Source organism: Cloacibacillus sp., from assembly GCA_036655895.1.
GTDB lineage: Bacteria > Synergistota > Synergistia > Synergistales > Synergistaceae > JAVVPF01.
On record JAVVPF010000037.1, the window covers coordinates 1849 to 26174 of the forward strand.

Below are 24326 nucleotides of genomic sequence, written 5' to 3' on the forward strand. Positions count from 1 at the left end.
GGTGTCGTCGGCCTGGCCGCTGCTGGTTCAGCCTGAACTGGTAAAATACATCGACCCTGCGCTTGCGGACAAGGCGGCGCTTGCATCACGCATCGCAAAGATAGAGTCTTTACAGAACTACGACGGAGGCTTCCCGCGCTGGAGCGGCGAAAACACCTCACAGCCGTGGGAGAGCCTCTACGGCGCGCACTTCCTGCTTGAGGCAGCGCGCATGGGACATAAAGTCTCGCCCGACGCACGCCGCGCCGCCGTGGATTACGCGCGCGCCCTGCTGCCGGTCATGCCCGATTCCGACACCGACGCCGCGTGGCGTGAAACTCTGACGCGCAGAGCCTACGCCGCCTTCGTGCTTGCGCTTGCAAAAGAGGCGCCGCTTGGCTGGATGGAAAGCCTTCACGAAAAAATAGGGCAGATGGATTCATCGGGGCGGCTATTGCTTGCCGCAGCCTACGCCGCGGCTGGAGAGAAAAAAGAGGCGGCCGCAATACTTGGCAAAAAGGCGCCAGCAATGAAAGACATTCCCGGAAAGAACGTAAATTATGACTCAAAGCTGCGCAGCGACGCGCTTTCGCTGCTTGCGCGCACCTATATCGACCCCGCGGGCGCGGAGGCGGCAGCCGCAGCAGCGGAGCTATTGTCGAAAATAAAGGCGTCTGCGGTCTACAACACTCAGGAGGGCGGATTTGCCATGGCGGCCCTTGGGCGCTGGTTCGCCGCCCAGCCGCGCGAGGGCGCGCCCGCAGGCATTCTGATGCGGGAGCCGGCGCAAAAGAACGTAGGCTCCGTCACCGCTAAAAACAGGACTGTCGTCACTACGGAACCAGGCTCATACCTTGCGGACAACAACGGCAGCGCGCGGCTTTACGCCGCGTGGAGCGCCTCGTACATCCCCGCGCGCGCGGTGCCGCAAAAAGACGACGGCATAGAGATACGCCAGCGCATAGTTGAACGCGGCGGCAGACCGCTTGGCAAAGAGACTGTTCGCGGAGCGGCGCTCACCGCCACCGTGACGATAACGCCAAAGGCCGGCGCGCTGCGCGGAGTGGTCGCCGTCATGCCGCTTGCCGCGGGTTTTGAGATAGAAAATCCCCGCCTCACAGGGGCAAACGAAGAGACGCCGCGCGGCGTGCGCTCCGAGATCCGCGACGACAGGCTCATCCTTTTCATAGAAGAGCTGAAAAAACCCCTCGTTTGGCGCTACTCGTTGCGCGCCGTCACCGAAGGCCGCTTCGCCTTCCCGCAAATCAGCGCCGAATGTATGTACGACCCCGGTATATCGAGCGTCAGCGGCGGCGGGACCATCAAGGTAAATGCCGCTAAGTAAACCATTCAAAAAAGCGGCGCAACAAATATCTGTGCCCACGAAACACCTCTGCAAAAGGATGACGAAGGCGGAAAAAACCGCCGCCGTCATCCTCCTTGCGGCGCTTCTCATAAGGGGGCTGCTTGCCGCCTCTTTGCCTATGGAGCGCATAAAAGACCGCCCCGCCTCGCTTGTCGTGACGGACAAAGAGGGCGCGCCTCTGCGCGGCACGCTCGCATCAGATGGAGAATGGCGGCTTCCCGTACCGCTGGCGGAGATGGGTAAATGGATGCCGGCCGCGGCGGTCGAAATCGAAGACCGGCGCTTTTACAGCCACATGGGCGTAGACCTTCCCGCAATCTTCCGCGCGCTGCGCCAAAACATCGAAAACGGGCGCGTCGTCTCAGGCGCGTCCACGATAACGAGTCAGGTGATACGCCTCTCTGTCGAGCGAAAGCGCACGCCTGTTAACAAAATACTGGAATTTATCCAGGCCACTGCGCTTGAATCGCGTCTTACCAAGGAAGAAATACTTGAAATATACCTGAACAGCGTCCCCTTCGGAGGCAACACAAGGGGCGTCGAAGCCGCGGCGCGCACATGGTTTGGCAAACCGGCGAAAGAACTCTCGCTTGCAGAAGCGGCTCTGCTTACCGGGCTGCTCAGAGGCCCCGCCTATTACCGTCCGGACCGCCATCCGCTGCGCGCGCGCGAACTGCGCGACAGGCTGATAGATACGCTGCGCGAACGCGGACTTGCCACAGACGAGGAGGCTCGGCGCGCAAAGAGCGAGCCTCTGCCTCAGGCGCGGCAAGCGATAGCCTCCGCTCACATACAGGCGGCGGCAAAAGCGGCACAATACGGAGAGGCGCGAAAAAACCTTGACTCTTATGGGCGCTTTCGCTCCACGCTCGACACTGGAAAACAAAAAATGCTGCTCGCGGAGCTGCAAAGGCTCACAGCCCGCATGGAGCCGGGAATCACGGCGGCGGCGGTGCTCGTTGAGAATAAAAGCGGCAAGGTGCGCGGTTACATTGGCAACGCAAAAGAGGGAACAAACTTCGCGCAGGCGTGGGTAGACTGCGCCGCGTCGCCGCGTTCGCCCGGTTCCGCGCTCAAACCATTCGTCTATGCGCTTGCCTTTGAATCTGGGGCGGCGGCGCCAGATACGATGATAGCCGACGTGCCCTCCAACGCGGCAAACGGCGGGACACGAAACTTTGACAGGCTCTTTCGCGGCCCAGTCTCCGCGCGCACGGCCCTTTGCGATTCGCTCAACGTGCCGGCCGTGAAGATGCTGCAAATGGCGGGGATGGAAAATACGCTCGCGCTCCTTCAGCGCCTCGGCTTTAAATCGCTGACAAAAGAGGCCAAATGGTATGGAGAAAGCCTGGCACTCGGAGGCTGCGAAGTCTCTTTGCTGGAACTGGCGCGCGCCTACAGAACTCTCGCAAACGGCGGCGCGGACTCGCCTCTTTTATGGAACGAGCGGGGCAGACCGGCCAGCGGGAGTCAAGTAATCTCAGAGGCCGCGGCGGCGCTCACGCTTGACATATTAAAAGATACGCGGCGCAACCTGCCTACCTTCGGAGAGGCGGACGCGGACGGAAAAATCATCGCCTTCAAGACGGGCACCTCCTACGGCCTGCGCGACGCGTGGACCGCGGCGGTAACCCCGGAATGGACGCTCATCGTCTGGGCGGGCGACCCAAGCGGCAAGCCGCACCGCAGCCTCGTTGGCCTCTCGGCGGCAGCGCCCGCGGCCGTCAGCATAATGCTCAAACTGACGCCAAAGGGCGCAAAATGGTTCGACCTTCCGCCGTCCGTATCAAAGGCCCAACTCTGCCCGCTCTCCGGCGCGCCAAGAAACCAGTGGTGCCCCCAGAGCAAAACCGGTCTTCGCATCGGCGGCATCTCAAACAGCGAACCGTGCGCGCTGCACGTTATGAAAAACGGCGAAATAAAGACAGAATGGCCGGAAGAGCTGGCGCGCTTTTTCGCAAACCGCGGCGGAGCGCAGCGGGCCGGCCTTGTCATAACCTCGCCAAAAAACGGCGCGGCCTACTTTATCGCGGCCGAAAAACTGCTCCTCACATCAGAGGGCGGGCGCGGCCCCGTCTACTGGTTCGCAGATGGAGAGCTGATAGGAACGGTGGACGGAGGGAGCTCCGTCTCATGGACGATGAAGCCCGGAAAACATAAAATCTCCGCCGCCGACGAATACGGCGCCTCAGACGAAAAAGAGATAACGGTGAGAAGCCTAAAAAACTCCGAAACCGACGACCTTCCTCTGCTTGAAGAAAATTGACTTTACAAATCTACGCCGCGCTCTTTAGTGCGTGCAGCGCCATGTCCTATATTTCTTGACAGCCTCCATGTATGCCATCTGAATAGCCTTCTGCGACGAGCCAAGGTACGAGGCGCGTATAAGTTCCAACAGTTCTGTGTCAACCTCCGCCAATGACCTGCCAAGCAGGAGCTCGCGTATAAAGGTATTAGTTGCGGGCAGCAAGACCGTAACATCAAGGTCAACTATCGTTCCGCTTTCAGCATCAACGATAAAAACTATAAAAAAATGAGAAAAACGCGCGGTAATCGGATTCTTCTGCTGAGTACGCGCATTCCCCGTTATACAAAGTTTTTTTATCTGCAAGAAACTCACTCCTTTTGTTTCAGTGAAAAAGTTATCTCCACATGATTTTATTATAACGTGAGGCGCGAAAAAGGGCAGGCTTTTCTTGATATATTTAGTTAATATTAATCAATCATATACCACTCTTTACATAAGATATTTCGCTCTATAATGACCCTTTCATAGGTGATCCGTCGGCTAAATGGTATGATTAGAGCGAGAGCTATGGTTCATTTTTAACTAAGTCGATTCTTGGAGGCGTCACATGAATAAGAAAACTTTTTTATTTGGCGGTTATTCACAGTTCCCACAGGGCACACCGGGACATGAAATCTACAAGTATTTTGGCATTGGTTTCGAAGTAGATCCTGATACGTGGGATATTGTGGACGTGTCATCTACCTTCCTCACTGATTTAAGCTCAAAATTCCTCTGTTCTATATTCGTCGGAAAGAATATTAAAAACAGCGGCGTTGCAGAGGGCATCAAAGAATTTGAGGCGAGATATTTTTGCAAGGGAAAGAAAACCATCATAGCAGCCATAATTGACGCGGAAAAAAGTTACTTGAATTTTTTAACGCAATAGCTGACGCGGCAGAACCGGCTGTAGTTCGTTTGCAGTCACGCGTATTTTATTCCCACCACCGAGCGGCCTCTTGAGAGGAAACAAAGGCTCCCAGAGCTATTTAAGTTTAGTCTTAAATCGGCTCTGGGAGCATTATCGGTGTATGACAGGTTAGATACCGGTCGGCGGTTCTAAGGAGACGACAGCTCTTTTAATCTTCGTTCATTCTGCTCTCAGCTTGATAGACGCGCCCCTCTTTCATCACAAAGGCGCAGTCTCTCAGTGCATCAGGGTCTGTCAGCAAATTTCTTTTCCAGCCTGCAATATCGGCATATTTCCCTGGCTCTAGAGTACCGGCCTTGTCCGCTATCTCGCATATCTCCGCGTTAACTTTGGTTGCAGCGTGAAGGATGCGGAAGGGGTTCATTCCATTACTAAGCCACGCGTTGTATTCCCATCCGCACTCATGGTTGTTGTGGACAGTCACCAAATCGGTCCCATATCCCAATTTTATATTGCTCCCTATTATAATTTCTCTGCCTTTCTGCAAGCGCTCCTGGTACAGCTCCAGCTTTCTCCTAAAAAATGGATCTTTTTTGGCCATGCTCTTTGAATCAGGATGTATCACATCTTCGTAGGGACAGAATGTAGGAACAAGATAGGTCCCTGTATCCTCAAACATTTTTGCCGTTTCTTTATCCATCAAAGAGCCGTGTTCCATTCCTGTTATCCCAAAACCCATCAGTTTCTGCATTAGGGCGGGAGCATAAACATGAGCCGTTGTGGATATTTTGACCTCTTTCGCCGTATCAAATATCGCTTTGAGTTCAGCGTCGTTCAACTGTATATCCTCAGGGCTGTCATTGGGAGAGGCAAAACCACCCGTCGCCATTATCTTTAAGAAATCATATCCCATTTTTCGTTCCCGACGGACAATTCCGGTAAAGAAATCAGCTCCATTTCCAATCGCTGGATAGAGACTTGCCATATAGTCGGAAAGATAAGGATTATTTCTCACTACCTGCGTCATATCCCCGTGGCTTCCCGGGGTGCAGATGACATGAGAGGATACGACCATTCTCGAACCTTCGATATGCCCCTCTTCAATGGCGCGCTTCACATCCAGTTCGTAGGCCTCTCTGGCCCACCCAAGAGAACGTATGGTAGTAAATCCGCCCAGCAATGTTTTTCTGGCGCAGGCTGCAGTGGCAAGAGCGCGGTAACCGTCGGAATTAAAGATAGTGTCAGAGGCATAGACATCTTTCCAATAAAAATATTGGGGGTGTACGTGAGCGTCGATCATTCCAGGCGTGACGGTCAGGTCAGAGAGGTCTGTTATCTCTGTTCCTTCCGGACAAGGCAGATTATATCCGATCTCTTTTATAAATTTTCCCTCTATAAGGACTTCCTTATCCTTTTGAAATTCAGCCTTTATACCATCATAGAGCTTGCCGCATTTTATTTTTTTAAAATTACCGGACATTTCAAAAGCCACCCTTCTGTTAATTTCCTACATCGCCACTTTCTTGCTGGGGAAAATGTTGCTGAAAATCAATAGCGCAAGAATTGCCAGCGGAGCGGCGATAATTATACCATTAAGCCCCATTGGCCTTTTAAGGAAGATGTCCCATATGAGAATGGATAAACCACCTACGAGAACAGCGGCTTTTCCGCCGGCTGGGCTAACTTTACTGTAAAAGAATATTCCAAACAATGGTATCGTCACAGCGGCGCCGTACATAGAATAGGAATACATCTGCATCGCGAGCACTTCCGGAAGATAGACCGCCATGATGTAAGAAAATAGGCCCACTCCGATTATTGCCAGCCTTGTCCCCTTCACAAGCTGACGGTCGTTCATGTCAGGCATAAAGTATTTCTGCACAATATCAATCATTATGTTTGTGGCTGCGGAAAGAATAAAGGAATCACCGGTAGTCACTATAAAGGCTACACAAGCGCAAAGAAGAGGCGCCCCGCAAATATAGGGCATATAGTCTACCGCCAACCTCAGAATTACGGTTTCTCCATTGACATTGGGCATAAGCTTGATCGCACAGAGGCAAAAGCTGATGACAAGAAACATAACTACCGACATTGCAACAAAAAGCATCTGCGCCGATTTTTTCGCATCAGCCTCTGTTTTGGCGCACGAATAACGCTGCAGCTGGTTCTGGTCTCCGAGATAAAGAAGAAAGACCGGCAGGACATATCCCAGCATCTGAATACACGACAGGCCGCCTGTAAGACTTGCCTGGGACGAAGAAAGAGCGGCATATGCCCCAGAATATCCGCCGGCGGCTTTCAAAACAAAGAAGAGCCCGCATCCCATCCCTATGAAAATCAATACGGTGCTTAAGAAATCTGTCCAGGCCACTGAATTCATGCCTGAAGTAACGGCCAGCAGCACCATGATCACTGCGGCGATTATAGTTGAATAGGACTGATCAAAGCCTGTTACAATATTTACGATATACGCCGCACCTGTAAAACTGTATGAGACGATGCCTGTGTAAGCCAGAAGTATACATACAGAGGCCAGTTGACTGGTGCCGCGGCCATAATAATGTTCCAATATCTCAGGTACCGTATATTTTGCCATGCGCCTAATCCTTGGTGCGAATTTAATGAGAGCGATAGCTCCCAGCGGCGCTCCGCTAAAAAACAATATACCCGCCCAGGGGCCGGTTTTATATATAAAACTTGCGCTACCGATAACAGTACCTCCACCGAACCATGTGGCAAGAAGCGTTCCCACCAGCACTATCATAGGCAGCTGCCTGCCGGCTAAAAGAAAACCTTCCTTGTCAGCCCTAACTTTGTTTCCAACAAAGCTCCCGACGATAATCATTACCACGAAATAACCAATAATTGCCGCTGCGTATTGCGGCCCCGCAAGTGCCTGTTGCATAATACTACCTCCCTGTTAATATCATTTTTAAAAATTTATTATTGACAAAAAATACCTAGCTTAGCATCGCATCGGATGCTTCTATTTAATATCTTTTCAGTCTTCAGTACCCACAGCAACCTGTAGAGGACAGAGTTTCGCGCCATTTATAGTCAACGCCTTTATCACCTTGCTGGCATTCATACCAGCCCGTACAAGAAAGTCTCTTTGTTTTCTGCTTTCAGTGCATCGGCCTCCTCCCTCCGCTTCTTCGAACTTACGATCATTGGGCCCTTCAAGATGTTCATCAGCCCGAAACTTTGCCATGCGGAACACTTATTTGTTCCACTATCGGCTTCCTTCAGATTCCACCTCGCGATGGACAGCCTCGCCTTTGGCTAACTGTGCCAATTGTCAAGCCCGTAACAGCCTTGCACCGCCTAGTCTGCGTACATGCCTAGCACACCAAAAAGGGCAAGAACCCAACAGTTCTGTTGGATTCTTGCCCTTGCAAATGAGAAGAGGCTATCTTCCCTAAAGGACAAAGCAGCAGATATAAAACCACATCTTATTTTTAACTATACTGGATTGTGTCAAAAAATTCAAGCAGGAAAAAATTAACGGTTACTTGCCGGTTACTTGCCATTTTAGGTTTGTCAAACCTACAGCACCCTCGCTTACTTTGCCAATCGACGCTTGAATTTTTTAACGCAATAGTGTAGCATGACAGGAACTTAGAATTTTTGGTTTAGTTCTGCTGTTTTGCCTTTTAGAAAGAGTCGCCCTCTTTCACTCGCAAGGGCAAGAGTCCAACAGAGATGTTTGGGCTTTTGCCCTTGGTTGTGTTGTGTCGATAGAAAGGGGGGCTTAGAAATCCCGTAGTCCTGGCGCTGCCGTAATTTTAAGATCTTATTATACGAGGAGGAGTATTGTTATGTCAGACAAGATACCTTTAATAGTTCCTTTTGCCCTTTATCTTTTAGTTTTGATTGCCATCGGGATATATACCTTTCGTTTTACAAAAACAATGGAGGGCTTTCATTTAGGCGGACGCAACTTAAACCCTTGGGTCGCTGGCGTCAGCCTCATGTTTTCAGGGTCTAGCGGATGGATATTCACTGGAATGGCTGGGCTTTGTTACGCAATCGGGCCATCGTCGTGGTTTATGCACGCCAGCAACCTGTTCTTTATGCTCATAGCGTTTCTGATGATCGGCAAGCGCATGAGAAATTATTCCGGCATACTCGGCGCCATAACCTATCCAGAGTATTTCGTTAGGCGCGTACGCGCGAAGGGAAATATGATCCGCATAGTGGGCTCTCTCGCGGTAGTGATGTTTATGTCCGTTTCGGTAGCGACACAGTACATGGCTGCTTCAAAATCAATGATGCCTCTTTTTGGTATCACAAATTTGCAGGCTATATTGATAACGGCGGCGGTAGTTGGCTTTTACTGTCTCATCGGCGGCTTCCTCGCAGTCTGCTGGACTGATTTTGTGCAGGGAATCGTCATACTGGTTGGGTCAGTCGCTCTTTGCCTCTATATGATCTATGACGTCGGAGGCTGGGCAGGCGCCACATCTAAGCTGGCTGCAATTGACCCCAAACTTGTATCCGCTGAATGGGCGACCTTCCCATTGATTCTCGCGTATTGGACGACGGGCTTTCAGTGCATCGGGCGTCCTCATGACACGATACGCTACTTTGCCGTCAAGGATTCAAAATCAACGCGCCAAATGGCAATGATCGGCATGTTCGGTTTCCTTCTCAATTACTGGACCGGCTACCTCATCGGATGGGTCGGACGCATATACTTCCCGGACATCCCTGACCCTGAAACGATTTTTGGAAGGCTGCTCACTGGGGTGCTCAATCCGTGGTTCTCCGGCATAATGCTTGCCGCGTTAATGGCTCTTATTATGTCCACCGTAGACTCGTGCCTGTTGAGCGCCGCTTCAACGCTGAGCGAGGATTTTTATCACGCCTGTGTGAATAAAAACGCCTCCAAGGAGCGGCTGGTGAATGTTTCAAGATTCTCGGTCCTCTTTATCGCCGTGCTTGGAATATTTCTTGCTATAAATTCGGGCGGCCGTTCTATCATGACAGTAATGCTCTTCGCATCGGGCGGCCTTGCCGCCACATTCGGCCCAGCGCTGCTTCTTTCGCTTTACTGGAAAAGGCTGACGGAAAAAGGCGTGATTGCGGCGATGCTTACCGGATTCATCATGAGCGTGACGTGGAACGTTACTGGAATGGCAAAAATTTCCAATATACATGAAGGCTGTATCGGATTTTTACTTTCCCTCGCGGCAGGTACCATTGTCAGCTTGATTTCGGAACAGCTACCCCAAAAGGAGATAGCAAAGGAGCTTCACCTTGTATCAAAAGATTACGACACGGAACAGCTTGATAAAATCGTGCGCAGCTACCAATCCGCACGGTAAGAAAGGATGAGAGCATTATGGAATTTCATGCCTGGCTTATCTCAGTAATAATCCCATTGATGTTGACTGGAGTATCGGTAATTTATTATTTGCTTGGAAGGGATAACGATGAATTTAAAGATTAAGTGCGGCCACGTCGCAGACCTTGTATCAGGAAAAGACGAGAAAAACGTGGATATCTATATTCAGGACGGGAAAATAGAAAAAATATCCAAGAATACCTCCGAAAAGGCCAAAAATGAGATTGACCTTTCAGAGTATTATATTATTCCCGGCTTTGTCGACGCCCACAACCATCTTTGTTTTGATGTTGGTGACGAAGTGAAACAGATTGGTGAGGCGCTGGGATATCAGGCTCTTATAGCAGCAAGAAACGCAAGAATAGCTATAAACTCTGGGGTGACGACTCTTAGGGATGCGGGAGAACGCGGCTATGTGGATTTTTGCGTAAAAAGAGGCGTTGATGAGGGGCTCATTCCTGGACCTAGGCTTCTTGCAGCTGGGCCCGGCTTAATGCGCACCGGGGGGCACATGTGGTTCATGGGCGAGGAGGCGGACGGAGAGAGCGAAGTTAGAAAGGCCGTACGCGGACAGTTAAAGGCCGGCGCTGATTTTATAAAAATATTTGTCAGCGGAGGCGCCACATCACAACGAACGGGCAGCGTGACGCCTGAAATGACGCGCGAAGAGATAGAAACCGCCATCTACGAGGCTCATGCGGCCGGCAAAAAAGCAGGCGCTCATACACATGGCGGCATTGCTGCAACATGGGCGATAAAAGCCGGCGTTGACGCAATTGAACATGGCTGTTTTCTGACCGAAGAACAGATGCTGCTTATGAAAGACAATGGGACCTTCCTCGTTGTAACGAGCGGCATACAGAGGGCCATCGCAGAATGCCCCGAAAACAGCCCCTTTATGAGAGAAAAGGCGGCGGCGGCTTACGCTAACTACCTTACCGTGATAAAGCGTGCGGTACAGCTGGGCTTGAGAATGGCTCTTGGCAACGACACAAACCACGGCTGCATCGCAGAGGAGATAGCTTTTGTTGAAAGGGCTGGCATGAGCAGAAGAGAGGCACTGCTTGCCGCAACGCGATACGGCGCCGATCTATGCGGACTAGAGTCGCTCACTGGAACAATAGAACCTGGGAAAGAGGCCGACCTCATCGCCTTTGCCTCCAATCCGTTAACCGCTGACATTCGGGAGCTTACGCCCCAATGGGTAATACGTTCAGGAAAGACGCTGAAGACGCCGCACGGGATCCACTGCTGATTCCATCCCAAGAGGAGACAAAGCCTACGCTTTGCCTCCTCTTTTTATCCACACATAAGAAGAGCCTCCCCATTTGCCTCCTTAAGCGTCAGGTTTATTTTAGTATTATTTCTAGAGATGCTTCTCTATGTTCCTAAAAATTACTAGATTAAACTAAGTCCGTAATAAAAATGAGAAAATTACAATTAACCAACAATGACCTTTTAACGAATAAAAACTGGCGCCATCAACGACGCCAGAAAATATTAATTATGAGGATGAAGAACTCTAAGCTAGAGCCCTTTTACAAAGTCGCTGAGCTTCGCCAACCCCGCCCTTAACTCTTCTGTATCGCAGGCGTATCCTATGCGAAAGCAGCCTTCCTCTTCAAAACAGGAGCCGGGAGTCAGAAAGGCTCCCGTTTCGGCAAGCAGCCTTTGGCAGAATGTTTCGGAAGGTACATCAACGTTGCAGTAAAGCAGCGCCGTCGTCCCACCCTGCGGCTTTACGTAAGAGAAGCGCGGCTCCGTGCTTATCCATTGGTCAAGAACGGCAAGGTTGTCGCGTATGATTTTTTTGTTGCGGGACAAAAGTCTTTCTTTTGCCTCAAGCGCCACGGAGGCAAGCGCTTCGTCTATGATGCCGCAGCTTATCGTATCGTAATCGCGATGCAGAAGTATCTGTTCCAATGCAGCCGCGTCACGCGTTGCGATCCAACCAAGCCGTATGCCAGCAAGCGAAAAAACTTTTGACATACTTCCAACGACGATACCCTTTTCGTAAAGATCCGCCACAGAGGGCGAGTATTGGTCCGTCTGTGTCAGAAATCGGTAAACTTCATCGCAGAGTATATAGGCGCCAACTGAACGAGCGGCGGCAACGATCTCATTCAGAGTGTCTACCGCCATGAGCGCGCCTGTTGGGTTGTTCGGATTGTTGATACAGATGACCTTTGTGCGCGGAGTTATAAGTTTTTTCAACTCCGCCATATCCGGTTGAAAGCCGTCCTCTTTCCTCAGCTTAAGCAGACGCACAGTAGCGCCGTATGACGCGGGGATAGAGTATAGCTGTTGGTAGGTGGGCATAACGGAGACAACTTCGTCCCCTGGTTCCACCAACGAATAGAGCACAAGGTGGTTCGCGCCGGTCGCACCGTGTGTCGTGATTATCTGCTCGGGCGATATGGCGCGATAGAGCGTCGCTATCTGCTCTTTCAGCGTAGCTGCGCCGTAGATGGCTCCATAGGTCAGCCGCCTATCGAAGAGTTCCTTAAAGAAGGGTTCTTTGTCACGCCCCGCAATCTGGAACAGTTCATCTACGCTGACAGAGTCAACGCAAGTTTCCGCGATATTATATACCGCCTTTGTCTCGTTCAGATTCATCCATTCCTCAACTTTGAACGTAGCTATTTTCATCATATCATCTCCAAATTTACGATTGTCTTTGTTTTTATTTATGGCAGGGGCCCTTTTAATAGATACGAGATTCTGTTTTGCGCTTCGATTAAGTATAATGTGTTCATCTGCAATTATATATCATGAAACGGGGGCCTCAAAATGAAATATGTACGCATGGCGATCGAAAAGGAATCTCCTGAGCAGTTCGGATATGAGAAGATCAAAAACAATCTGACCGAAACTTCGGTGCGCGACCGCAATATCAAGGACCTTGGGATCGTGCTTGACGACATCCTGCTGCCCTACGGGGATCATCTTGGCGACCCGCGTCTTAGGGAAATAATCGCACAACAGTCCGGCATTGCCGACCCTGACTGCGTTATTGTAACGGCGGGCGCGGCCTCTGCGCTCTTTCTCATCGCGTCGTCCCAGCTTGAGCCGGGCAGCCACATGATAGTGGCGCGTCCCAACTACGGCACGAACATTGCTACGCCAGAGGCCATCGGCGCGGAGGTCAGCTATCTGGATCAGAAGTTTGAGGAGGGATTCCGCGTTGACGCAGAAAAGCTCGCGTCGATGATACGCCCGGATACAAAATATATTTCACTGACAAACCCGCACAACCCCACCGGCACGATGATGTCGCTTGACGAGTTAAAGCGCGTCATAGCGATAGCCGAGAAACACAATGTCTGGCTGCTCGTTGACGAGACCTACCGCGACATGTTCAAAGACGAGAGGCTGCCCGTTTCCGCGTCGCTTTCAAAAAAAGTCATATCAATTTCGTCGCTCTCAAAGACCTACGGCATTCCCGGCATCCGAATCGGCTGGATCGTCTGCCAGGACAAAGAGATGATCGAAACGCTAATTGCGGCTAAGGAACAGGTCTGCATCGGCGGCAGCGTCGTAGACGAATATATCGGCTATGTCGCGCTCTCGCAGAAGGCGGAGTGGATAAAGGAAAACGACGCGCATATCGCAAAACATTTCGCCATCGTCAAAGAATGGATAGAGGGCGACGAACTGCTTGAATGGGTGGAGCCGCGCGGCGCCTGTACCTGCTTCCCGCGCGTAAAGCCGGAAGTTGCGGTCGACGTCGAAAATTTCTACAAACTGATGAACGACAAATACGGGACCTATGTCGGCCCCGGCCACTGGTTCGGTTATGACGACCGCTACATGAGGATAGGCTACGGCTGGCCAAAAACGGAAGAACTGAAGGCGGGGCTTGCCGGAATATCCGCCGCGCTTCGTGAGGCGGTAAAATAGAGAAATAGAGTGTACAATGATTTTGCCGGCGTTTGCTGCGCCGACTTTATCTAATGATATAAATCTTTTATGCTAGGGGATCGAAAAATGGTACGAGTCATCAAATTCTGTATGGCGGGCTTTGGGAATGTAGGGGTGCGCTTTGCGCAGTTGCTTTTGGAGAAAAAGGACGAGCTGGCGCGCGATTACGGCGTTGAGATGAGAATGACGGGAATATGCACGCGTTCCAAGGGCGCGCTCATCGACCCAAACGGGCTGGACATAGCGGGCGTGCTTGCAATGAACGAAAAGCTGGGACGCTTTGACGACGCAAGCCCCGCCTTCCGCAAAATGGAGACCGCTCAAATGATAGCCGCGGCTGACGCGGAGCTCTTGCTTGAACTGACGACGCTCTCCATCGGCGACGGCGAGCCCGCAACCGGATATATAAAGGCGGCGTTCGCGCGCGGAATGGACGTCATTACCGCAAACAAAGGGCCGGAGGCGTGGCATTTCGACGAGCTTGCGGCGCTTGCAAAGCAGTTGGGCCGAAAATACCTTTACGAGACGATAGTGATGGACGGCACTCCGATTTTTAATTTTGTAAAATACACGCTCCGCGGCTGTAAGATAGACAAGATCCGCGGCATTTTAAACGGAACCAGCAATTTTGTGCTTCACGCAATGGAGACAGGCAGCTCTTTTGATGAGGCCATAAAAGAGGCGCAGCGCATGAAGATGGCCGAGGCCGACCCCTCGATGGACATTGACGGCTGGGACGGCACGGCGAAGATATGTTCGCTTGCGAACATCGTGATGGGAGCGAAGCTCACGCCCAAAGACGCGGAGGTGCAAAGCATAGCGCCCGTGACGGTACGCGAAATGAAAGAGGCGGCAGACCGCGGTCTGCGCATCAAATACGTCTGCACAGCGGAACGCCGCGACGGAAAAGTCCACGTCTCTGTAAAGCCCGAGCTTCTTGCGGCTGACGACAGGCTGGTGCAGGTGGACGGGGCGTCGGCCGCCGTAACATTTTTCACAGACCTTGCCGGAGAGCTGACGATAGTGCAGACAGATCCCACCATACTACAGACGGCTTATGGAGTTTACAGCGACCTGCTGACGCTGGTAAGCGAAGGATAGAACAAGGCGGCAGGAAGAGGCGCCGCTATCGCCCTTTCCTGCCGCCTTGTTACATTGACCTGTTATATTAGAGGAACATCTCCGGCTCTTTGCGCTCTGCGTTCTTCATGGCAAAGGCCTTTTCAGCCATAGCGTGCATCTGTTTATTGAGCGAACGCGAATGCGACGGACATTGGTCTATGCAGCGCATACAGGTTATGCAACGCGCCTCGTCCGTCGTCTCTGGTGCGTCGTGGGGAATGGCGGCGACAGGACAGCCGTCCGCGCAGATGCCGCACTTTGTGCATGAGGCGTCCGCCGACGGTTTCAGCGGCGCGCCGTTGTACTGACAATACGGACGCCCGCCCTTCACCTCGACCGGCATAAGGGCGCCTGCGGAGGCGGCTTCGATTTTTGAAACTACGCGCGCGGCAAACTCGTCGATTGCCGTGATATCCCGCGCGTCGGGACGCCCGCGCGCGACGGAACGCATTATATTGTGCTCAGCGACCGCGGCAAGCGCCGCAGTCACACAAAAACCCTGCTCCTCAAGAATATCCTTAAGCTCAATCAGAGCGTCGTCGTAGTCACGGTTGCCGAAGACCGCGACGATGACCGCCGGCCCACCGCTTCCGCGAACATTTCTTATCCTGTGCGCCGCGGCCGCCGGAACGCGCCCGCCATAGACCGGCACTCCAGCAAGCAGCAGTTCGTCCGCTGACAGACGATATTCACCGTCATTTGCAGAATAATCCGTGATATCAAGCTCCTGCGCGGGCCACGGCATCCGGCCTGCGATCTCAGAGAGCACCCGGTGCGTAGAGCTGGTCGGGCTGAAATATAATGAAACAATATTTTTTATTTTCATTGCGCTTCCCTCCTTATTGATAGCGACATTCGCGCGTCACGCGACACAGTTCCAGATTGTAATGAAATGACAGACGGAGCCGCCCATCACAAAAAGGTGGAAGAGCTCGTGCGGCCCGAACCACGAAAAATTCAGCCTCGGACGTTCAAGTCCGAAAATAACCGCGCCCGCCGTATAAAGCAGGCCGCCCGCCGCAAGCCACGCGAGACTTCCCCACGAAAGAGCGTGCATTATTGGCACGATGAAAAAGGCGGCTATCCACCCCATCGCCACATAGAGCGAGCAGGAGAGCCACACGGGAGCGTGCATCCAGAATATTTTCATAACGAACCCAAGAGCTGCTACGCTCCAGACGAGCGCAAGCATTATGTACCCGATGGGGTAGCCGAGCATAATGACGCAAATGGGTGTATAGGTGCCGGCGATCAGCATAAAAATCGCCATGTGGTCAAGCCGCTGGAGCATTCCGGCGGCTTGCGCGCGCACCGCGCAGCTCCAGTGATAGATCGAGCTTGCCAAGTAGAGCAGCACCATGCTCACGCCAAAGATAAGCACGGAGGCAAAGGCCGCGGCCCCGCAGGCAAACGCGTTGACAGAAAGGTGCAGCGTTCCCGCCGCGGCAAGCACCGCGCCCGCCAAATGCGTAACGGAACTTGTCACCTCTCGTTTATCCTTTTCCAAATCATTGGCCCCCTTTTTCTTTATATGATCATCATCATTTCCGCCCACATTATATATCCAGCCGCATCTAAAAACACCACGTATATTTATTTTATTAATCAACTATAATCAAAAATATATAACACTTTTTATAACCACACTCTGCGGCAAAGCTGAAAATTTTATGAAAAATAGTTCGTTTCTGTGATATATTCTTAGAGCCTGAGACGGTGCGCCGGCTCAAATTTGAGTTAATGAGAAAATCTGCGAGGTCATAATATAATGAAGTCTTCCAACTATTGGCGCGGAGCCACGCTCGCCCTCTTTGCGGCAGTTTGCTGGGGCATTATAAGCCCTGTCGCAAAAGTGCTTGCCGCCGCGGGCATAAACCTGATGACCGTGATGGTCTTTAGAGCGCTGTTAACAATGACGGTCACTGGGCTGTGGTTATTTTTTACAAACGGGCGAAAACTCTTCCAACTTGACCGCGATGAACTGCGCTTTTATTTCATATCCGGCGTGCTCTCCGTGGCGCTTGCCGGCGGAGGATTTCTGCAGTCTTTGGAATATCTCACCGTGGCTGAGGGGCTTATAATCCACTACACCTTTCCGCTTGGTGCAATAATAGGTTCGCTCTTCATAACACGAGAACGGCCGACTCTGCTTCAAATAATCGCGGGCCTGCTCATTGTCGCCGGAGTCTTTACAGGAATGGGCGGAAGCATGACGGCGCTTGCCTCGATGTCTGTGCCTGGTGTGCTGTGGGGGATCGTCGCGGTCATTGGGATGTCCGGCCAGGCGCTTGTAACGCGGCGCTACTCGCTTACGCATGACATGGACGAATTGCGGCTGCTCTTTTTTTCAAACATGGTAGGCTTTACGCTGCTCTTTCTTTTCAAATCCGCCTTTTACGGATGGGCGGACACCGCCTTCTTCACACTGCCTCTTTTGTCGCTCATGACGCTGCAGGCCTGCACCGGGAGCGTCATCGCCTATTGGGCGTTCTTCGCTGCGCTGAAATATATCCCCGCCGCGATGGCAAGCCTTCTCTGCACGCTGGAAATGGTGATAGCCGTCGGGCTCACCGCGGTCTTTGTCCATCAGATGCCCTCCACGCATGAGGTCCTGGGCTGCGCTATCATCCTGGTAGCGCTCGTCTGCGCGACCGTGAGGCCAAAGGCCAAATAACGCCGCATGATGGCCGCACGCCGAATTTCCGAATCCCTGCGCATAGCGCTGCTGCTTGCAGTGGCGGGAGGATTTTTGGACGCATATACCTACGTTCTGCGGGGCGGCGTATTCGCTAACGCGCAGACGGGCAATATCGTACTGCTGGGCATAAGCCTCTTTGAGGCGAACTTGGGCGCGGCCTTCCGCTACCTGATACCCATCGCGGCCTTCGCCGCCGGCATCTTTACCACGGAATGCGTCAGAGAACGGTTCAGCCACTTTACGCCTCTGCACTGGCGTCAGCTCATCCTGGTGATAGAGTGCGCGGCCCTCACCGCCGTGGCTTTCATTTCAGAGCAGCACAACATCGTGGCAAACGCGGCCGTCTCATTCGTCTGCTCGCTGCAGGTGGAAAGCTTTCGCAAGGTGCACGGCAGCCCCTACGCCACCACAATGTGCACAGGCAACCTGCGCAGCGCCGCTGAAAACCTGTTCAACTATATGATCCACAAAGAGCCGGAAAATTTTTACGCGGCCAGAAACTATTTTATTATCATAGGGACCTTCGTTACAGGCGCCGGCGTTGGCGCACTCGCCGCAAAGATATGCGGGCACGGCTCCGTGTTATTTGCCGCGGCCCTGCTGGCAGCCGCCGCCGTAATAATGTTCAAAGAAAAAGAGACGGCGTAACGCGCTCGGCATCAAATACAAACGCATCGGCTCAGTACAGAATATTAAGGTCTTATTCTCAAAGCCTTATTCTCCGCAAAATCTCTTTGGCTTTTTATTGTATGCGCTGCTCATGGCGCGCCGCGCTATACGCAGGCTGCTCTTAAACCAACGCAGAGGCTAAATTCGTTTTCTTCGTTGTCCCAAAGTCCCCCTATGGTAATATCAAGCGCCCGCTGTGTCTGCGTCAGCAAATAACCATAAGGCTTGCGTTTATTCTGTTTTATCATGTTTTACACAACAAATAGGCCTTATAGACATAGCAAAACGGCTAATTCCGAATCTTTTATCGGCCGTCGCAAATATCGACAGCCTTGACAAACAAAGCTAAATAGCATAATGTTTAGTTTGTTTATGGCAGTTAAGAAGATGCTGTTTAATGAAGAAGAAGTTCAAACATCGTTTTAACTTAGCCGTTGCGAAAACGGCGTGTATCTGCGATTCTATTATGATAAACGATATGTGATGTCCCAATGGAACAATGCGGTCAAAGAGAAAGACGTTTGTGTGATTTTGTGGAGTTTTGATAATTGGCGTTGTCTTCACGCTTTCGCGTTAAACATGAACAAAGAGGTGCTATGGTGGATTTCTTTTTAAAAAATAAAAACAAAACAAACCACAATACAGACAAAAAGGATGTCTCGATTCACAGTTCCAATTACTTAAGAAGCAAATATGTACTGGCCTTTGTCGCTATACTAGAAGTGCTCATGCTCATTCTTTGTTTCGCTCAATTTGACAACTATCATCTCCAATACAGGAATATCTATGCGTTTATGTACTTTTTCTTATTCACCGTCACATCGTCGGGTTTTTTTATATTGATCATCAACAAAAATCTAGAGGACAAACCTAAGTCGGTAAATACTTTTGTAGTTATATTTGCGGAAATATTTCTATTGTGGGGCGCCGCATTGAGCATTTTAGACAATATTTTATATGCCCATCTGGTCGTTTTTGCTACCAATTTAATGTTTTGCTCCACAGCCTTCATAATTCGGCCGAAAACGTTTATAAAGATCATTTTACTTCCGGTGGCCGTTATCTTTATCGCGCTGCCATACACACAGCCATCCACAATGCTCCTGTTTGGTAATTACATCAATGCCTCGATTCTTATTTTTGCCTCAATCATGAATAATTATCTCCAGTACTCGCTCTTTAAAAAGCAGGAAATACAGAAAAACGAAATGAAAAGACTATCCGAATACGACGGACTTACAAATATGCACAACAGACGAACCTTAAATAATTTTATTGATACCTACAATGAGAAAGAAGAAAAAGAAAGCCTCGGCATCTTAATGATAGATATTGATCATTTTAAAAAATATAACGATCATTACGGTCATATTGCAGGAGACACGGTCATACGCGAAATTGGCTATATAGTAAATAATTTTACGGACGAACATGACGGCTTTGCCGCAAGATACGGCGGTGAAGAATTTATCCTGATTTTTGAAAACCTCTCGCACGATTTAGTATATTCCATTGCGGAAAGTATTTGCAAAGAAATAAGAAACAAAGACATTAAACACAGTGCCTCTTTATGCGGCGACAGAATCTCGGTAAGCATAGGCCTTTACTACACCCCTTCATCCTCTAATAACCTTTGGGATGCAATTAAACATGCCGACGACGCCTTATTTAAAGCAAAAAACGAAGGCAGAAACAAAATCAGCGAGGTCGAATAAAAGCCCAGCCTACGCAGCGTAGTTTTATCCAGCCGCTTACCGCGGCCGCCGTGAGAACGGATGCGCCGCCTTTTTCAGGCAAATGTTTGAGTTATGGAGCAAAAGAGCTTTTCAAAGCCGCTTTCCGTATCTCCCATATCTATGAAGACAAGTTCCAGCCGCGTCCCGTCTGCGCAGGCAAAATGATGTTCTGCGGCCGCAGCTCTCTCGTTTCCAAAGGCCGGAAAAAGCAGCACCGCTTTTTCTGTTTCGTATTTTTTATGATAGACGTACATCTGATAAAGGTCATGGACCGAAAGGCCGAGATTGAGCAGCTCCGGTGATAGTAACTTCCATTTTGTATCAATAACTATGCGCCGTCCCGTTTTTCTTTGGGTAATGGTGATATCTGGTATCAATGCAAATTTCTGAGGATCGTCAAAAAGGTAACTCCCTCCTTTTTGCGTAGAGACCTCTAGCCCAGTCCTACCGGCAAAATTTGTTATCTTTTGTGCAGCCCAGCCCTCAAAGAGCTTTTCCATTGGAAATAACATAGCTGACGCGCGTTCTGCACCTTTGAAGACGGTAAGGCTCTTATGCCGAAGAAAAATCCTGCACCAGCGCAGAGCCCCCGCATAGCGCTGCGCGTCTCTGCCTTTGCGGCATAGATTAAGGTCGTGTTCCGGCAAAACAGACGGCGGGATGCGTTCAAAAGAGGAGAGTAGCTTATCTATTCGGCTTGACGAGGCCGCGCTCAGGGGCTTCGTCTTCAGATAGAGTAATGCGGCTTTTATCAGCCTGTTCTCCGGCGTATTTGTATCAAAGAGGTCATGGCAAACGTAAAAACGTTCTCTGTGAGCGGCATTCTCTGCGATGTGGCGCGAGATCAAAAGGCGCCCTCTCATATATGGAAGGTTTTCCGTTTCGGGCACATAAAACGAACAGAGCCCTTCTTTTACTATTTTAAAACAGTCGTCTGTGAAGTCACGAACAAAAATCTCAAATATGTTGATATATTCCGCCTGCAGCGAAGATTTGCCCAGGTTCTTGCATGGAGCATCGTCAAGGGCGGCGAGCATTTCACAAAACAGGCGCCTTGCCGCAATGTCGCCGCCGTGCGCGGAGCATATCTTTGGGAGAATCTCCACAGCCGCGCCATTTTTCAGCGTGATGACGCCAACATAATTTTTAGCTGAAATGATCTTTCCAAAGCCTTTTTTTGTCCTAAGCGAAAGCAACTCGGCCGGATCAGCCTCCGTGCCGGCCTCTGTTCCAAGGATGAATTCCTCCAGCGCGTCAAAGGTTTGTTCATCTATTGGGCAATAGCGGCCAGTAAAGGCAAGGTACTCCTCATCGGTGAATATCTTGCCTCGCGTGAAACTGTCATATTCTCGAATAGTGTAGGTGCGTGACAACGTTTTAGCCGGCCTTTTAGCTATATGTTCAGATAAGATTCTATCTGATGAAAGGCGGAGCGATTGACGCGGAAGATGCACCCGCAGTCAAATGAATTCTTTTCGCAGATTTGCACCACCTGCGCAGGCGGCATCTTTTTTATAATAAACTGCTGTGACTCTTCTTTGTTTGAGTCGCCCAACACCACGCGTATCTTTTCATAGTCGTCATAGAAATATTCCTGTAGCAGCGGTATCACGCTATACTCAAAAATATCTGCCAGCATCTCGGTGCGATTTTCTTCGGGCTCGTCGGCAAGCGGCATAAAGAAGGCGTGCCCCAGCGTGTGTTCCCTGTCATAAAGCGCCTCTATCCTGTCATTTATCTTATCCAGCATAGCGGCTATATCCAACGCGCCAACCTTGACCTCCTTCAGCAGATCCGACTGCGGAAGCAGCTCATAGAAACGGAATCTTCTGCGCAGCGCGGTGTCTAGCATAGCAATAGAACGGTCGGCCGTATTCATCGTGCTGCGAGTAGGCAAGTCTGCACTCAAGCGCCTCTTTCGCGCCGAGACGTTTAGACGGCTCCAGCAGAGTGATCAGTTCGCCGAATATTTTAGAAATATTTCCCCTGTTTATTTCATCAATTATAAACACACAGTTGCCGTCTCGCTGCGAGCCTTTCAGCGGCGCGCCAGAATCTTTTAATATCTTCACTACATCCTGAGGAGAGACGGAAAGTTTGTATACGGTCGGTAAAGTCATTGCCGCACCATTGTTCATAGCTGTTATGTCATACCGTAGTCCTGTTGCCAGCCAATCTACCGTTCGCACACGGTTATAATCTGTAAAATCTGCGCGCCATTCATAATCCCCGGTGATAACCCCTACCGCATCGATGGTCGTGTTGGAGTAGCAGGAAAGTACAACATCGCCCTTCTTCATTTTAGAGATAAGGGCTTTGAGCGGCATCTTACCTCCATGGCTGGTGAAGTCGGTCTCTTCGTCAATAACGGGACCATACGCCTCCCATCCAACGCGAATATAGCCATTTTCGATGCAATCTTTTCTTATAGGATTATCGCCTGTTCCGGCAAGCGAAACCTTCCACACGACAGGGTTGCGTCCAATATCTATGCCGTAGTCGGCGTTTCGGGAAATCGCCGCGCTTTCACAAAAGGCTCTGAATATGCCCGGGATAATTTCATACCTAACCTCTCCGCCGTTTTCTTCTGAATCGTCAGAGACGGGCCGCAGACCCTCAATAAATTCCTCATAGCCGAAAGATTGGTGAAATGTCACAAATTCTACACGGCTCTCTTCTCTGTATCTTTGAAAACGCGCCAACACGTTCCCATATTCCTCTCGCCGAATGCTCTCCAAGGCCTTGTCTTCAATGATGGCAACAGCGTAGAGCATCGCATTATAGGTCTTGCCGGTCCCAGGAGGCCCAAACAGGAGGATGTTTTTAGGAAATCGCGGCGGGCGCTGATTCTTGTTATCATTACCCTGTGCGCCCACCGGCAGGGGAAATTTCTTCTCTTCAAGCGCCTTTTTTAGCTCGTCACGAAGCCTCCAGATAAAACGTTCTTTCGAGTTCTCTGTCACGCTTTTGCCCAGAAACAATACGGGCCAATATTGTGCAGTTCCATTAGGCGCCAAGTGAAGAGGACAGTTTGTGGCGCTGTGCACTCGTTTTGCAAAAGCGATAGCCGTGCCGTTGTAATACGCGGGCGTACGACCGTATGCCTCGCTCAGACTAGAACACGAAGCGTCTCCGCCCAGAGCCGCCATCATTGATAAAAGTTCCACTGCTTTATTACAAATAATATTTTCATCGTCTAATATTCGGCGCCACTGTTCGAGGCTTATTTTGGGAGTATAGTCACTTTCAGCCGGGAACCAGGAGGTGATGGCTTTTGTCTTTGGCTGCTGCGAGAGCGTCCAAGCGAGCGCAGAAATTTCCGAAAAAGAACGTGCGGTGATACTAGACTCTTCAAAAGCATCCTTTATCAAAGAACCTAGCTCTATATATTTTCTGGCATCCAACAATTTCATTGACTTATTGGAAAGGATTTTTTGCCATTTTTCCGGCGCGCCATGAGTATCAATGGCAGGAAGTATAACATTGCGGATATAGTCTCTGTTGGTTGCATCAAGGCTTATAAACGCGTCCGGCCTGACCCAGTAAAGCCCCATTGTAATCATCCATGTCAATGCGTTTTGGTTGTGGACCTCATCGAAGGCAAGATAAAATGACGACCTATTTTCCTCTGTGGGCATATCTGCAAAACTTAGCGCCGCATCAAAAAGCCGCCATAAATTTTCAATATCATTTGAGCCACGCTTGGCAAACCCTTTAAAAAGCCAAGAATTCCTCTGGGAAGCGACTGGAACCCCAGCAAGCGTTTCAGGTGTTGGCGCCTCTATCTTAAAGGCCTTTTTGAAGGCCTCCATTATGCGCAGCCTGTTGTCGTCCGACAGTCCTCTATTAAAAATGGAAAAAACTGTAAACGGACAAATATCGTTCAGGTCAGGGCCCTTTTCTTTAAAAGGAAATGTCATCTGTATTGTCTCAAGGGCCACCCTCAAAATAGATAAAAGTTCGCTCCTTGAATTTCTATATTTCAAAAGGCTGTCGGCAAATTCTGAGTAGAAAAGGGTCCATCCACCAGTGGGAAGGTCCGTCATAATTTTCCCCTCCAATATTCTTTAAAAGAATCTATGCACCATTATATCAGCAATAACGGCCGCGTATCAGAGGCAATGATCATGCGGCCACGGCCGCCGTGTGAATAACGCTTAATCTCCTATTAATTTCCCGTAATCCTCCCTTTGCGCCAGCCGAAAACAATGTTAAAATCATTACAGTTTAAAGAGGTCGCGTTATGACCATTTATAGCAAAGGGGAGGACCACAATGAAAAAAATATATGCGTTGGCCGTCGTGTTCACCTTATTCAGCCTTGCCTT

At 50.5% G+C, this 24326-nt stretch carries 19 protein-coding genes; 10 read left to right on the forward strand and 9 right to left on the reverse strand.

All coding sequences use genetic code 11. From position 1 onward, the window contains the following. Positions 1 to 1324, forward strand: a 1324-nt coding sequence (locus tag RRY12_10850; GenBank protein ID MEG2185167.1) for a hypothetical protein, incomplete at its 5' end; no start/stop codon positions are given. Further along, positions 1311 to 3611, forward strand: coding sequence for a penicillin-binding protein 1C (gene pbpC / locus RRY12_10855; GenBank protein ID MEG2185168.1), 2301 nt, complete (start codon positions 1311 to 1313; stop codon positions 3609 to 3611). The genes RRY12_10850 and pbpC, both read left to right, overlap by 14 nt. 24 nt (positions 3612 to 3635) lie before the next feature. Here the strand turns inward: pbpC and RRY12_10860 are convergent, their stop codons facing one another. Then, on the reverse strand, positions 3636 to 3956 hold the full coding sequence (locus RRY12_10860) for a DUF3870 domain-containing protein (protein ID MEG2185169.1): 321 nt from the start codon (positions 3954 to 3956) through the stop codon (positions 3636 to 3638). 244 nt (positions 3957 to 4200) lie between these two features. Here RRY12_10860 and RRY12_10865 point away from each other — a divergent pair, with 244 nt between their 5' ends. Then, a complete protein-coding gene (locus RRY12_10865) occupies positions 4201 to 4521 on the forward strand; it encodes a DUF3870 domain-containing protein (protein MEG2185170.1) in 321 nt (106 codons plus the stop codon). A 190-nt stretch (positions 4522 to 4711) separates the two neighbouring features. Here RRY12_10865 and RRY12_10870 read toward each other — a convergent pair whose 3' ends face one another. After that, positions 4712 to 5995: an amidohydrolase family protein gene (locus RRY12_10870; GenBank protein MEG2185171.1), complete on the reverse strand. Its 1284-nt coding sequence runs from the start codon at positions 5993 to 5995 to the stop codon at positions 4712 to 4714. 15 nt (positions 5996 to 6010) lie between these two features. Beyond that, entirely contained in the window at positions 6011 to 7411 is a 1401-nt protein-coding gene (locus RRY12_10875) for a sodium:solute symporter family protein (protein MEG2185172.1), read from the reverse strand. Between the two features lie 913 nt (positions 7412 to 8324). Here RRY12_10875 and RRY12_10880 point away from each other — a divergent pair. After that, a complete protein-coding gene (locus RRY12_10880; GenBank protein MEG2185173.1) occupies positions 8325 to 9833 on the forward strand; it encodes a sodium/proline symporter in 1509 nt (502 codons plus the stop codon). A 108-nt stretch (positions 9834 to 9941) separates the two neighbouring features. Continuing rightward, on the forward strand, positions 9942 to 11108 hold the full coding sequence (locus tag RRY12_10885; GenBank protein ID MEG2185174.1) for an amidohydrolase family protein: 1167 nt from the start codon (positions 9942 to 9944) through the stop codon (positions 11106 to 11108). A gap of 272 nt (positions 11109 to 11380) precedes the next feature. On the opposite strand, the gene RRY12_10890 is transcribed toward RRY12_10885, so the two are convergent. Continuing rightward, positions 11381 to 12502, reverse strand: coding sequence for an aminotransferase (locus RRY12_10890; GenBank protein ID MEG2185175.1), 1122 nt, complete (start codon positions 12500 to 12502; stop codon positions 11381 to 11383). A gap of 141 nt (positions 12503 to 12643) precedes the next feature. Here RRY12_10890 and RRY12_10895 point away from each other — a divergent pair, with 141 nt between their 5' ends. Together RRY12_10895 and RRY12_10900 are read left to right on the forward strand one after the other, a co-directional pair. Next, positions 12644 to 13753, forward strand: a complete 1110-nt coding sequence (locus tag RRY12_10895) for a pyridoxal phosphate-dependent aminotransferase (GenBank protein MEG2185176.1) — start codon at positions 12644 to 12646, stop codon at positions 13751 to 13753. Positions 13754 to 13840: 87 nt separating this feature from the next. Then, the gene (locus RRY12_10900) at positions 13841 to 14875 is read left to right on the forward strand and encodes a homoserine dehydrogenase (protein MEG2185177.1); all 1035 of its coding nucleotides are present in this window, start codon (positions 13841 to 13843) and stop codon (positions 14873 to 14875) included. A 67-nt stretch (positions 14876 to 14942) separates the two neighbouring features. On the opposite strand, the gene RRY12_10905 is transcribed toward RRY12_10900, so the two are convergent. Further along, positions 14943 to 15722, reverse strand: coding sequence for an EFR1 family ferrodoxin (locus RRY12_10905; GenBank protein ID MEG2185178.1), 780 nt, complete (start codon positions 15720 to 15722; stop codon positions 14943 to 14945). A 36-nt stretch (positions 15723 to 15758) separates the two neighbouring features. Continuing rightward, on the reverse strand, positions 15759 to 16403 hold the full coding sequence (locus RRY12_10910; protein ID MEG2185179.1) for a hemolysin III family protein: 645 nt from the start codon (positions 16401 to 16403) through the stop codon (positions 15759 to 15761). A 261-nt stretch (positions 16404 to 16664) separates the two neighbouring features. Between RRY12_10910 and RRY12_10915 the strand changes: the two genes are divergently transcribed. The 3 genes from RRY12_10915 (at position 16665) to RRY12_10925 (ending at position 19978) form a co-directional block, all read left to right on the forward strand. After that, positions 16665 to 17570 carry a DMT family transporter gene (locus tag RRY12_10915; GenBank protein MEG2185180.1) on the forward strand — a complete coding sequence of 302 codons (906 nt, stop codon included), beginning with the start codon at positions 16665 to 16667 and terminating at the stop codon, positions 17568 to 17570. Between the two features lie 6 nt (positions 17571 to 17576). Beyond that, positions 17577 to 18242: a YoaK family protein gene (locus RRY12_10920; protein ID MEG2185181.1), complete on the forward strand. Its 666-nt coding sequence runs from the start codon at positions 17577 to 17579 to the stop codon at positions 18240 to 18242. A gap of 617 nt (positions 18243 to 18859) precedes the next feature. After that, positions 18860 to 19978, forward strand: coding sequence for a GGDEF domain-containing protein (locus RRY12_10925; GenBank protein MEG2185182.1), 1119 nt, complete (start codon positions 18860 to 18862; stop codon positions 19976 to 19978). Between the two features lie 74 nt (positions 19979 to 20052). On the opposite strand, the gene RRY12_10930 is transcribed toward RRY12_10925, so the two are convergent. Genes RRY12_10930 through RRY12_10940 form a run of 3 tightly spaced genes read right to left on the reverse strand, consistent with a single transcriptional unit; the run spans position 20053 to position 24045 of the window. Beyond that, positions 20053 to 21372: a hypothetical protein gene (locus RRY12_10930; GenBank protein ID MEG2185183.1), complete on the reverse strand. Its 1320-nt coding sequence runs from the start codon at positions 21370 to 21372 to the stop codon at positions 20053 to 20055. 20 nt (positions 21373 to 21392) lie between these two features. Continuing rightward, the gene (locus RRY12_10935) at positions 21393 to 21851 is read right to left on the reverse strand and encodes a hypothetical protein (GenBank protein MEG2185184.1); all 459 of its coding nucleotides are present in this window, start codon (positions 21849 to 21851) and stop codon (positions 21393 to 21395) included. Further along, positions 21811 to 24045, reverse strand: a complete 2235-nt coding sequence (locus tag RRY12_10940; protein MEG2185185.1) for a hypothetical protein — start codon at positions 24043 to 24045, stop codon at positions 21811 to 21813. The genes RRY12_10935 and RRY12_10940 overlap by 41 nt, the downstream gene beginning before the upstream one ends. Positions 24046 to 24326 lie beyond the last annotated feature (281 nt).